The organism is Microbulbifer donghaiensis, from assembly GCF_900129095.1.
Classification (GTDB): Bacteria; Pseudomonadota; Gammaproteobacteria; order Pseudomonadales; family Cellvibrionaceae; genus Microbulbifer; species Microbulbifer donghaiensis.
The window spans coordinates 126,856-139,979 of sequence record NZ_FQVA01000002.1 but is presented as its reverse complement, the minus strand read 5'-3'; the positions used below and the strand labels follow the sequence as shown (position 1 = coordinate 139,979).

7 protein-coding genes are annotated in these 13,124 nt (G+C 59.4%); 5 read left to right on the top strand and 2 right to left on the bottom strand.

The features are described 5' to 3' along the window. Positions 1–151: 151 nt before the first annotated feature. The 3 genes from BUC36_RS10920 to BUC36_RS10910 all read left to right on the top strand — a co-directional run bounded on the left by BUC36_RS10920 (position 152) and on the right by BUC36_RS10910 (position 6,276). A complete protein-coding gene (locus tag BUC36_RS10920; RefSeq protein ID WP_073275057.1) occupies positions 152–1,522 on the top strand; it encodes a Gfo/Idh/MocA family protein in 1,371 nt (456 codons plus the stop codon). 343 nt (positions 1,523–1,865) lie between these two features. Beyond that, entirely contained in the window at positions 1,866–4,691 is a 2,826-nt protein-coding gene (locus BUC36_RS10915) for a TonB-dependent receptor (RefSeq protein ID WP_073275055.1), read from the top strand. A 259-nt stretch (positions 4,692–4,950) separates the two neighbouring features. Further along, positions 4,951–6,276 (top strand): sugar MFS transporter, encoded by a 1,326-nt coding sequence (locus tag BUC36_RS10910; RefSeq protein WP_073275053.1) that lies wholly within the window; start codon positions 4,951–4,953, stop codon positions 6,274–6,276. A gap of 219 nt (positions 6,277–6,495) precedes the next feature. On the opposite strand, the gene BUC36_RS10905 is transcribed toward BUC36_RS10910, so the two are convergent. Both BUC36_RS10905 and pepQ read right to left on the bottom strand, forming a co-directional pair. Continuing rightward, complete coding sequence (locus BUC36_RS10905; RefSeq protein ID WP_073275051.1) at positions 6,496–8,541, bottom strand: amidohydrolase family protein; 2,046 nt, start codon at positions 8,539–8,541, stop codon at positions 6,496–6,498. Between the two features lie 359 nt (positions 8,542–8,900). Beyond that, complete coding sequence (gene pepQ / locus BUC36_RS10900; protein WP_073275050.1) at positions 8,901–10,238, bottom strand: Xaa-Pro dipeptidase; 1,338 nt, start codon at positions 10,236–10,238, stop codon at positions 8,901–8,903. Between the two features lie 168 nt (positions 10,239–10,406). Between pepQ and purU the strand changes: the two genes are divergently transcribed. Further along, a complete protein-coding gene (purU, locus tag BUC36_RS10895; RefSeq protein WP_073275048.1) occupies positions 10,407–11,243 on the top strand; it encodes a formyltetrahydrofolate deformylase in 837 nt (278 codons plus the stop codon). Between the two features lie 211 nt (positions 11,244–11,454). Next, positions 11,455–13,098: a PQQ-dependent sugar dehydrogenase gene (locus BUC36_RS10890; protein ID WP_073275046.1), complete on the top strand. Its 1,644-nt coding sequence runs from the start codon at positions 11,455–11,457 to the stop codon at positions 13,096–13,098. The last annotated feature ends 26 nt before the right edge of the window (positions 13,099–13,124 follow it).

The window sequence follows — 13,124 nt, the reverse complement described above, 5'->3', positions numbered from 1 at the left end:
TAGGTTAGTTGTTTAAATTTGCGAAAACCTTGTTTCGCCTCATCTAAAAGTGAAAGTTTTCGAAGCATTTTTTTATTGAACGGTGGGTCGCACTTGGTTATTGTCGGAGGCCTGCGAATACGGGCCATCTGGACACGAGGTGAATATAAAAATGAGTTCGATCGATCGTCGCAATTTCCTCAAGGCGGGCCTGGCGGCAGCCGCTGCCGCAACGGCTGCCGGCTGCGCCGCCACCAATAAGATGAAAGGCGGTTCCCCCGTCGCCGGCCAGAAGTCGGTGATGGGGCTGGTGGTGCCGCCGCTGGAGACAGTCCGGGTTGGCTTTATCGGCGTGGGTGAGCGCGGCGTCGGCGCGGTTCAGCACTTCTGCAATATCGACGGCGTCGAGATCAAGGCCATCTGTGACATCGATCAGCAGGTGCTGGATCGCGCGGTCAATATTGTGGTGGGCAAGGAACTGCCGCGCCCGGCGGCGTACGGCAAGAATGAGTACGCCTACCGCGACCTGCTGGAGCGCAACGACATCGACATAGTGATCATCTCCACGCCGTGGCGCTGGCACACGCCCATGGCAGTGGAAACGATGCTGAGCGGCAAGCACGCGATGGTGGAAGTACCGGCGGCGCTGACCATCGACGAGGCCTGGTTGCTGGTGGATACCGCCGAGCAGACCCAGCGGAACTGCATGATGCTCGAAAACGTCTGCTACGGCCGCGACGAGCTGATGGCACTGAATATGGTGCGCATGGGGCTGTTCGGCGACCTGCTGCACGGTGAGGCCGCTTATATCCACGAGCTGCGCTGGCAGATGAAGGAGATGGACCGCAAGACCGGCTCCTGGCGCACTAAGTGGCACGCCCTGCGCGATGCGAATCTCTATCCGACTCACGGCCTGGGCCCCATCGCCCAGTACATGAACATCAATCGCGGCGACCGCTTCGATTACCTGAACTCCATGAGCAGCCCGGCCCTGGGGCGCGCCGCCTACGCCGAGCGCGAGTTCCCCGCTGATCACCAGCGCAACAAGCTCAACTATGTCGCCGGTGATATCAATACCAGCCTGATCAAGACCGCCAAGGGCAGGACCATCATGGTCCAGCACGATACCACCACGCCGCGGCCCTACACGCGCCTTAACCATATCCAGGGCACCAACGGAGCCTTCGCCGGTTTCCCCAACCGCATCGCGCTGGAGGAGGGTGGCCGCAAGAGCTACCACGAGTGGGACTACGACATGGACTACTGGTACAAGAAGTACGATCACCCGCTGTGGCGTCGCATGGGCAAGGAGGCCGAACTCAACGGTGGCCACGGCGGCATGGACTTCCTGATGTTCTGGCGCATGGTCTACTGCCTGCGTAACGGCCAGCCCCTCGATCAGGACGTCTACGATGCGGCCGCCTGGTCCGCGGTGACCCCGCTGTCCGAGCTCTCGGTGAAAGACCGCGGCAACAGCAAAGACTTCCCTGACTTTACCCGCGGAGCCTGGCAGACAGGTACACCGCTGGGCGTCGTCAGCTGACCATTGGCGGGCCTTGGGCCCGCCGGATAAATCCGGCCGCATAAGGCCGCCGAGTTCCATCGAACGATAACGAATATTCGCCTGCAACTGGCGAAGGGGCCGCCGTACGCCCGCGGTTTTTAAGCCGGCGATAAATATTGCCGGGTTAATGGCGGCACATGGATGTGACGCCGCCGGCCCTGGGCCGGCGCGAGACTGCGAAATACCTGCAGATCCATACATCTGCGCCCGGATTTCGCGGGCGACAATCAATTGGGTCAGGACGACCTATTTGATTGCCAGGTTTACGGCGCACTGCGCCCGAGCTGTACCACTCTCAAAACTATAAAAGGGAAGGTGAACCATGATTAAAAGTAAAAAGCACACCCTCAGTCTGGCAATCGGTGCTCTGGTCTTGGCATCGCAGGCTATGGCACAGGAGGCCGATGCGGAGAGGGATACCGACCAGCTGCAGCAGGTCTCGGATTCGGTTGTGGAAGAGGTAGAGGTCACCGGTATCCGCAGCAGTATCAAGTCGTCGCTGGATATCAAGAAAAATTCGGTCAATGTCGTGGACGCGATCATGGCCGAGGACATCGGCAAGTTCCCGGACCAGAATATCGCCGAGGCGCTACAGCGTATGAGTGGCATCACCGTTACCCGCAATGCCGGCGAGGGCCAGAACATCACTGTGCGCGGCCTGGGTGGTGACTACAACGTGACCACCATCAACGGCCGCCGAATGGCCTCCGAGCACAGCAGCCGCGATTTTAACTACGACCTGATCGCCGCCGAGCTGTTGAAGGGTGTCGAGGTATACAAGTCGCCGGTGGCCAAGACCCAGGAGGGTGGCATAGGCTCGGTCATCAATATCCAGACCCGCCGCCCGCTGGATTTCTCCGGTCTTACTGTGTCCGGCTCGGTCAAGGGCATCTACGAGGACCGCACCGAGGAGATGAATCCGCAGGCGTCCTTCCTGGTCAGCAACACATTTGCCGACGGCACTTTCGGCGCGTTGCTGACTGCGGTCTACTCGGAGCGCACGCTGCGCACCGACGCCTACCAGGGTGAGGGTTTCTACAACCTGGGCAACGAAAACTGGATCACCGTGCGCCAGGACGTGGACGGCAATGGTGAGTTCGACCCGGCGGTGGACAACGAGTACGGCTCGATCATTCCCGGCTATGTGCGCTACACCAACTGGCAGGACACCCGCGAGCGCGTCGGTGCCAGCCTGGCCCTGCAGTGGCGGCCGCGGGACGACATAGAGGTGAATTTCGACAGTATTTACTCGTCCTACGACACCAACGGCGAGCAGTACGAGATTTCGTTTGTCACCTACGACGAGAGCTGGACCCCGGGCATTCCCAATGTCAGCGACCTGGGCTTCGACCAGGACGGCCTGGTCAACGCACTGACCCTGAGCGACGGCGCCATGGCCGAGTTGCTGAATACCTCCAGGCCGCGCAAGACCGAGACCTTCCAGGTGGGCAATAATGTGGCCTGGCATGTCCGCGACAACCTGACCCTGGCCGTGGATATCTCCCACTCGGAATCGGCAAACACCAACAACGGCGACAACCGCTATATCGTCGCGCGCGGCTTCGTGGATGAGATCCGCATCGACCAGTCCGGCGGCAACCTGCTGCCGGATATCACCATGACGCCAGCGCTGTCCCACAACTCTCCGTTCGGCGCTCACTACAGCTACAACTACGGTGACGAGATTCGGGATAAGGTGACTGAGTTTAAGTTCGACGGCGACTGGGCACCGCTGGACTCCATCGTTTCGTCGGTGCAATTCGGCATCAACTACGGCGACCAAACCAAGGAGCGGGATTCCTATTCCTCGGTTAACCCGTCCATCTTCAGCAATGCCGGCGCGCACTTTGAAAGATACCCGGAATACACCCCGGATATGTCTGCGGCCGAGAATATCGCCGGTTTCGATCTCTTCCGTCTGCCCGCGGACGTTTTAGTAGCACCGCGCTTCGATAACTTCCTCGACGGCGAAGCGGGTTCGCACCCGGCCCCCTGGGCCAGCTTCGACTACGACAAGCTGTTCGCTTTCTACCAGAGCATCAGCGCCGATGCTGCCAACGACCTGGTCAAGGCCCAGTTCCGCCCCAACGATTCCTTTGCCGTGGGTGAGTCCACCCTGGCGGCCTATGTGCAGGCCAACCTGGAGAGCGAGTTGCTGGATTTGCCCTATACCCTGAACCTGGGGCTGAGGGCGATAGAGACCACGGTGACCAGTTCCGGCTATTCCCTGGATGTGGACGCGGTGCGCTTCGAGGCGGCGGATGAGCCGGGTGAGCTGCAGTATGTCGGCGATGTCTCCGACTACCAGCGCCAGATGAATTTCGAGGATTCCTACACCGATGTGCTGCCGAGCCTGAACTTCAAATGGAACCTGCGCGACGACCTGATCTACCGTTTCAGTGCGGCCAAGGTGATCACCCGGCCACAGATTGACTCCCTCACGGCCTACAGCTACGTGAACCTGCGGGAGTTCGAACTCTACACTTCCAACCCGGGGCTGGAGCCGATGCGCGCGAACCAGTTCGATACCGGACTCGAGTGGTATTTCTCTGACTACGGCGCCCTGACCGGCACCGTCTTCATCAAGGATATCGAGTCCTTTATCGAATCCGGGCGCAACGGCACGCGCACCATCGACGGTCACAACTTTGCCGTCTACAGCGCGATCAACGGCGACGAGGGTGCTGAGATACGCGGTACTGAGCTGACCTACCAGCAGTCTTTCGCCGGTATTCTCCCCGGGGTTTTCGGCGGTTTCGGAACGCAGCTGAACTACACCTATGTGGACAGCGAGTACGACGACCGCGAGCGTCGCGAGGCGGGTCTGCCGTTCCAGGGCATGCCGAAAAACTCCTACAACGCGGTGTTTTACTACGAGGGCGATGCCTTCCAGGCTCGGCTGGCTTACAACTGGCGCGGCAAGGTGATGACCAACCCGGAAGCCTGGGGTGGCCCCAGCTGGGATGCCGACTACGGCCAGTTTGACTTCAGTGCGGACTACGACTGGAGCGACAGCATCAACATGAGTCTCAGCGTGAACAACATTACCAACGAGCGCAACTGGGGTTACATCATGCGGCCGGATCAGGTGAGTCACCTGGCGCGCTACGGTCGCCTGGTTAATCTCGGCGTCAGTGCGAATTTCTAATTCGCGTACTGGGCCTCCGGGACGGCCGGAGACCCCTTTGCCCCCTTCGGTAGTAAGAGAAGCCTGAGCGCCCCTGCTACCGGTGAAAGTTTGCGGGACACGCTGTGAATACGTCCGTGTACGCTATCCACGGCCATCCATGGCCGTGAAATGTCCCGCAAACTTCCCCCGGTATCAGGGTCTTCGCATCTGGCTTTAGTATTCTTTTCCGGTTGCCGGGGGGCTGCATACAAAAATAGAAATATAGACGGGAGAATCAATGAGCACTGTCGTTTCCCACGAAAATGCAGTGAGCGAGTCGAGGGGCAGCCTGCTGCCGATGGCCATTATCGGGGTACTGTTTTTTATCTTTGGCTTTGTAACCTGGTTGAATGGCTCACTGATTCCGTTCCTGAAAATTCTGTGTGACCTGAACGACTTTCAGGCACTGTTCGTAACCTTTGTGTTTTACATCGCCTACACGGTTATGGCGCTGCCCATGTCCTTTATCCTGCGTCGCACCGGTTACCGGGATGGCATGGCGATAGGTCTCGCCATCATGGCGGTGGCCGCGCTGATCTTTATTCCCGCGGCGCAGACCGGCAGCTACGCAATTTTCCTGCTGGCACTCTTCGGCCTCGGCAGTGGCCTGACGATTCTGCAGACCGCTTCCAATCCCTATGTGGTGAAAGTCGGCCCCGCGCACAGCGCGGCGACCCGTATCTCGATCATGGGCATCATTAACAAGAGCGCCGGCGTGCTGGCGCCGGTGGCCTTTACCGCCCTGGTGCTGTCGGGCCTGGCGGACTTCAATTCGGAGGCAGTCGCGCAACTGGCGGAAGCCGATCGCGCGGCAAAAATGCAAGAGGTTGCCGATCGCCTGATTGCGCCCTATATCGCCATGTCGGTGTTGCTGTTCCTGCTGGTCGGCCTGGTCAAATTTTCCCGGCTGCCGGAGATCGACGAGGGCGACGCTTCCGCTAGCGAGCCCAGGTCCGGCATCTGGCAGTTCCCGCAGGTGGTGCTGGGCGCAGTTGCGCTATTTGCCTACGTGGGAGTGGAGGTTATCGCCGGTGATACCATCGGCCTTTACGGCGAGCAGCTGGGCGTGGCGAATTTTTCCTCGCTGACCTCCTATACGATGGCATTTATGGTGGTGGGCTATCTGATTGGCGTTGTAGGGATTCCGCGCTGGATCAGCCAGCAGCAGGCGCTCATCGGCTCGGCGATTGGCGGTGGATTGTGCGTGATCGGCGTGCTGTTCAGTTCCGCGGAGAGCACGGCGATTGCCAGCGTGCTCTGGGGCTGGTCCGGCATTCCGCCGATCCCCGACACGGTAACTTTTGTGGCACTGATGGGCTTGGCCCACGCACTGGTGTGGCCGGCGGTGTGGCCGCTTGCTCTGGACGGACTCGGCAAATACACCGCCCAGGGTTCCGCTTTGTTGATTATGGGCATCGCAGGTGGCGCGGTCGTTCCGCTGGCCTTCGGCAGGATTGCCGAGGTGGCCGGTGAGCTAGTAAGCGCCTACTGGATCGCATTGCCCTGCTACCTGTTTATCCTGTTTTACGCCGTTAAGGGACACAGGATGCGCAGCTGGACATAAGGTGTTTCGGCTGAAATTTTTTCCTCTCCTCGAGTCTCGTCATCTTAGCCCTCTTCTTGAGGGCTTTTTTGATTGGCGAATGCAGAATTTTTAGGAGTGGCAGGAAATTTTTCATGTCGTCATCCCGGCGCAGACCGGGATCCAGAATAAAACCCAGAAACTGGGTACCGGCCTGCGCGGTACGACGACATTGACACAAACTGCCGCTCCTAGGCGCTATTAATTGGCGGCGACTGTCGTTGAGCCATTCAGCCTGAACGGGATCGACTCGTAAAACGGCTTGATACCCAGGGCCTGGTAAATCTGATCCGGTCGATACAGGTTCTGCCCCTCGATCACCAGCGCGGTGCGGCGCAGTGCGCTGATATCCTCCAGCGGGTTGCCGTCGAGCAGGACCAGATCCGCATCCTTGCCGACATCGATGGTACCGCTGTGATTCAGCGCGCCGACAATTCTCGCCGGCACCACTGTGGCGGTGCGCAGTACATCGGCGTTGGGAATGCCGGCCTTGGCGTAGAGCTCCAGTTCGCGCAGCAGCGTAAATCCGGGAATGCCGTCGGTGCCGGCGACCATCGGCACTTTGTGCTCGTGCAGCTTGCGCACCATTTTCAGCAGGGCTTCGGCAGACAGGTCGTAATCCTCGCGGTGCTCCGGTTTGACATCGAGTTCGGCGCCGATAAATTGTCGGCGTACATTGACCGGCAGGTGATCGGCGATATCGGCAAATTCCGGGTCCAGCTTGCCGGGCTGGCGCAGCAGCATGGAACTGAACACCGTCGTGGTGGTATCCACGACGGTACCTTTGCGGGCGAGCTTGTCGAGGAACGCGGCGACTTCCTTGCTGTTCAGGTCCAGTTCGTGCGCGTGTTCACCCACCTCGGTAAAACGCAGTTTTTTGCGCGTATCGATGTGGCCCATAAAATTCAGGAACAGCATATTGATGTGCTGTATCTCGTCGAAGCCCGCATCCACGGCTTCTTCCGCCGTCATAAACGCGGGGATATGGCCGGAGAGGCGCAGACCCTTGCTGTGAATATGTTCGGCCAGCGGCGCAATCCACTCGGGCTCCATGGAGCTGTAGGTCTTTATCTGCTGATAGCCGCGTTCGGCGTACCAGTCGACGATCTCCTTGGCGTTGTCGAGGCTCGTGGCGGTCTTGCCCATCCGCATGGCATTTTCGCTTTCGCGATCCATAAAGCCCGCGCGGTATACATCGCCGCCGATGACCTTGTCGGATTCGAACAGCTCGGTGACGCGCATGATATTTTCATGGGTGTTGCCGATATCGCGCACGTTGATAATGCCGGCGGCCATATTGAGCGTGCCGTCGGAGGGTGACAGGTGGCCGTGCATATCCCAGAGGCCGGGCATCAGGGTCATGCCGCGCCCGTCAATCCGCGTAGCGCCGGCGACAGCGATTGGCGCGGCGCTGATACGGGTGATCTTGCCGCCTTCGATCAGTACATGGCGCCGTTCCAGCAACTCGCCGGCCTCCACATCGACCAGGTTGACGTTGTTGATCAGGATGGGTTTTGCGGACTTGTGAGTGTGCTGGCTGGCCAGCTCCTGCAGGTAGATATCTGCCGCGTGGATCTGGCGCTCTTTCAGGTTGGCCAGATGTGACTTGTCCCAGCCCTTGCGCAGTATCGCAAACCACCCTCCCTCATCAGAGGCGAACAGGTTGCCCTGCTCGTCGTACCAGGCGAGGTCAGGGGTAAACCAGAGCCCGCTGATCCCGTAGAGAAAGACGGTCTGTTCCTGTTCCCCCTGACGCAGGGTCACGGTGTCGAGCTGGCGCAGTTGCGCCTGTCCCTGGGGTAGCAGATTGACACTGTTGTCCTCATCTGCGAGCAGTGCCTTGACCAGCTGTGCCTGTACCGCCAGCGTGGAGTTTTTCGGTACGTAAAACTGTGGCTCGGAGGAATTTGCGTTGCCGCGCTCGTCGGTACTGCTCCAGTTGGCTACACCGTCCTGCAGTGAAAACTTTTCGTCGACCGGTGCACCGAAGGGACTGATGCCTTCGATATGCAGTTCATCGGGCATGGCGGCGTCGCCGATGGTAAAACTTTCCGTCAAGCTCAGGCGCCGGTTGTTCCAGCCCAGTTTAAGTTCGCCGGAAACTTTGTCGCCGTCCTGTGTGATTACCTCTGTACCCGCGACACCTTCTTTGTCGTAGAAAACATATTCGATGGTTTCCGCGTGCAACTGGCTTGCGGCAGCAATCAGTGTTGCCGCAAGTACCGCAGGGAAAGTAGAGATCTTCATTGGGGGGCCTTTTTTGTTGGTATTGGCCATCCCAGATTGGATGCTTTTTAGGGGCTCGGCAATAGTGCCAGGGGATACTTTTGCGTAGTGAAAATCTGCACGCCAAAAATTATGACTAGACTGTCATTGCGATTGTACTTGGGTGACAAGGTAGTACGGGGGTTTTATTTTCTGCTGATGAAACAGGCGAAAGGGGGAGCTGGCCCGCCCCACGACTTCGTCATGCCGGCGTAGGCCGGCATCCAGGTTTGTCCTTCGTATCTCTGGATCCCGGCCTTCGCCGGGATGACGAGCGTAGTGTGTGGGGGGGCATGCCCCTTGAGGTGCAGCCGCAGGTAGAGTGGCTGCCGTCAATTGAACTATTTTGTGTAGCAATCCCGGGTCATATTCTCGACACGATCCTTGTGCACGATCACATTGTCCTCGATGCGCACGCCGCCGAACGGACGCAATGCGTCGACCTTATCCCAGTTCACTTCCTTCGCCAGGTCAGAATCTTTCAGCTCAGCCAGCAGGCTGTCGATAAAGTAGAGCCCTGGCTCGATGGTGAAGACCTGGTTTTCCTCGATGGTGCGGCTGGTGCGCAGGAACGGGTATTCCACCGGCGGTGGGGTGATACCGCCCTCCGGTGCGGTCTGGTGACCGCCGACATCGTGTACCTGCAGGCCGAGGAAGTGGCCCAGGCCGTGGGGCATGAAGGTGCCGGTCAGGCCGGATTCCACCGCGCTCTCGGCGGAGGTCTTGATCACGCCGAACTGGCTCAACAGCTGGCCGACCTTGTGGTGGCATTCGCGGTGCAGGTCCGGGTAGGGCAGGCCGGGCTTGAGGCCGGCGACCAGTTCCTGTTCCTTCTCATCCATAGCCGCCACCAGCTCGGCGAACTCACCGTCGCGGAAGGCGTAAGTACGGGTGATGTCGGCGCAGTAGCCATTGCAGTCGGCACCGGCGTCGATCAGGAAGGTCTTCAGATCGGCTTCCGGCAGGCGCTGATCCGACAGGTGGGTGTAGTGCAGGATCGCCGCGTGCTCGTTCAGGGCAATGATATTGCCGTAGGGCATGCGGTTCTCGCCCTGGCCGGCGGCCTGCTGGTAGGCGAGATTGATCTCGAACTCGCTGGCGCCGTTGCGGAAGGCCGCTTCGGCAGCGCGGTGGGCCTGCACCGCGATGCGGTTGGCCTCGCGCAGGCAGGCGAATTCGTACGGGGTCTTGTAGGCGCGGGCCCAGTGCAGGCGCGCCAGCAGCTCTTCCGGGTTGGGGATGCCGATCGGCCAGCCGTCGAGACCCTGTTGTTCAAAACTTGAGATCTCGCCGAGAAAAGCGGCCCTTTCATGGGAAGAGTCGGCGCTGAGGAACGCCTTGGCGTCCGCCGGTTTGCTCAGCAGCTCGATATCGTAGTGATCGCTCCAGAAGGTCTGCGGCGCCGGCGGCACATAGTGCCAGAAATCCACGGGGCGGTAGAACAGCAGCTTCGGCTTCTGGCCGCGGCGGTAGATCACCCAGCTGTGCGGGTTGTCGGTGACCGGCACCAGCGCCTTGAACTGCGGGTTGACCTTGAACGGATAGTAGTTGTCGTCCAGGAACTGCACCTTGGGCGCACCGCTGAATACGTTCAGGGTGTCGAAGCCGCACTGCTCCATGATGTCGTCGTAGCGGCTGCGCAGGGTGGCGATATGGTCGGCGTAGAGGTTCTTGTCCATGAGTTTTCCTGCTTGGCGAGTTCGAGAGTCGTAGGATGGGCAAAGCGCAGCGTGCCCATCAACCGCGTCTGAAGATGGGCACGTCGCTTCGCTCCTTTGCCCATCCTACGGTAGCGCAACGGTGTAGTGTATAGTTTGGGGTCTGGATATTTGGCCTGAATTTCGACCATGGAAAAGAAGATACTGCTGACTGACTGCCCGGATGCCAAGGGTTTGATCGCCAAGATCACCAACATCTGCTACAAGCACCAGCTCAATATCATCAAGAACGACGAGTTCGTCGATCGCGCGCAGGGGCGCTTCTTCATGCGCACCGCGCTGGAGGGCATCTTCAACGATGCCACGCTGCTGGAAGATCTGGATATGGCCCTGCCGGCGGGCGCCATGCGCCGCCTGGTGGCCAGCGGGCGCAAGCGGCTGGTGCTGATGGTTACCCGCGAGCCCCATTGCCTCGGCGATATCCTGATGAAGTGCTATGCGGGGGCGCTGGATGTGGAGATTGCCGCGGTGATCGGCAATCACCCGGATCTCGGCGGTTTGGTGGAGAAGTTCGATATTCCGTTCCACTGCCTGCCGGCGGAGGGTCTTGCGCGGGCGCAGCACGAAGAGCAGGTCATGGCACTGGTCGACGAATATGCGCCGGATTACCTGGTGCTGGCCAAATATATGCGCGTACTGACGCCGGAATTCGTGGCCCGCTATTGCGGTCGAATCATCAATATTCACCATTCGTTCCTGCCCGCCTTTATCGGCGCCAAGCCCTATCAGCAGGCCTATGAGCGCGGCGTGAAGATCATCGGTGCCACTGCGCACTTCGTCACCGATGACCTGGATGAGGGGCCGATTATCGAGCAGGACGTTATTCATGTGGATCACGCCTACTCTGCCGAGGCGATGGCTGCGGCCGGACGGGACGTGGAGAAGTCGGTACTCAGCCGCGCGCTGCAACTGGTGTTGCAGGAGCGGGTGTTTATTCACGGTAACAAGACCGTCGTCTTCAAATAGCCTGCAACACATTGTGTGCGGGGCGAATGATGGTGTGCGCATCGAAGCGCTGAGCTTCCGGTTTTGCTTGGCGCTGTTGGTCGGCATCCAGTAACTAATTGGAGAGAGGTTGTGATCGTTCACGACTGACGGGCGTCTCAGTCGGTTCGCGCTGTAGGTCCAGACTGGTCGGAAAAAAGGAATTTATTGCTTGCAATCGGGAGTCAAAGGAATGAAACGGAATTTCTACCTGAAAGGCGTGGTGACGGTGTTGGCCCTGGGCATGATGGCGGCTGCTTTTTTGGTCGGCGGCTTGGCCGGGAAACTGCATATACAGCCACTCTACGGGCCGATCGATTTTGCGGAAACCATGATTCGCGCGGTAGTGACCAAAGTTCGTGGGCACCCGAGTAATCAGTCCTTCCTCGAAAGCAGCCTTCTGGAGTTGTCTCTCACCAGCCTGGAAGTAATGCCGGAAAATCCTGGCGACAATGTCGGTTTTACTCCACTGGGCAACGGTTATCTGATCGCCACACGGAAGGGCGAGTTGAATTATGCAGAAATGAACTGGCCGGACAGTTCCTCGTTGAAGAGGCTTCCCTATAGCGTGCCGGTGGAAAAGGAAAGGTTTCTGCGGCATTCGGTGACCAAGCGTCATCCCCGTATCCCCCTGCATTTCGGGGTCAAGGATATCTATACGCTGAAGGCCGAAGATGGATTCTATATCTATGCCAGCCACCACTTCTGGAAAGAGCAGGAAGAGTGCGTGGTTTTCAGGTTGTCGGGCATTCGCATTACCGAGAACGCCTTTGCGGATGTTCCCGAACACGAATGGCAGACACTGTTTGAAAGCCGGCCGTGCCTGAAAATCGACGCGGGTGTCAATCGGCTGGGGGAGGACGACACCCTGCTGCAGGCCGGGGGGCGGATTGCGCAGTACGACGCGGATCAGTTGCTGCTGACAATCGGTGACCACTACATGGAGGGCCTGCACAATCCGGATCTGGTGCAGGATCCCGCCGCCTCTTACGGCAAGACCTGGCTGGTAAACCGCCACACCGGAGAAGCCACGCTGTTCACCTTGGGGCACCGCAATCCGCAGGGCCTGACCCGGGACCAGTTTGGCAATTGGTGGTCCACCGAGCACGGACCGCGCGGTGGTGACGAACTGAATGTACTCCGCGCGGGGGCCAATTACGGCTGGCCCCGCGTGAGCTACGGTACCTTGTATGCCGGCTATGACTATCCGCCGGGCGCCGACTGGCGCGAACACGGCGATTACGCGGATCCCGCCTATATCTGGGCCCGATCGGTAGGGGCCTCAAACCTGATTCGATTGGACGGCTCCCGGTTCACGCGCTGGGGAGATGACCTGATCATGGCCAGTCTCGGCGGCCGTTCGCTGATTCGCCTGGAGGCCAGGGGAACGGATATCATCGGTACGGAGCGGATCGAGATAGGTGATCGCCTGCGGGATCTGGCCCAGGCTGCCGACGGCAGCTTGCTGCTGATGACAGACCGCGGTACGTTTATCCGCGTCGAACCTGCAGCTGATGCGGAATCGGGAGATTTGGATAATAGTCAGCAGGCCCGCGCGTTGTGGATGGCTTGCGGCGCCTGTCATAGCAACCAGCGCGGGGCGGGTCACCATATCGGTCCAAATCTGGCGCAGGTCATCGACAGGCCCATTGCGGGAGCTGAAGATTATCGATACAGCCCGGCCTTGCGCTCGCTGGAGGGGCGGTGGAGCGAGGAAAACCTGGATCGCTTTCTAGCCGATCCCGCGACCTTCGCGCCGGGTACCAGCATGATGTTTGCCGGTATCGAGGACCCGCAGCAGCGCAGGCTGCTGATTCAATATCTTAAAGAGCAATAACGCCGCAGCTGACCAGCGCCGTCAGC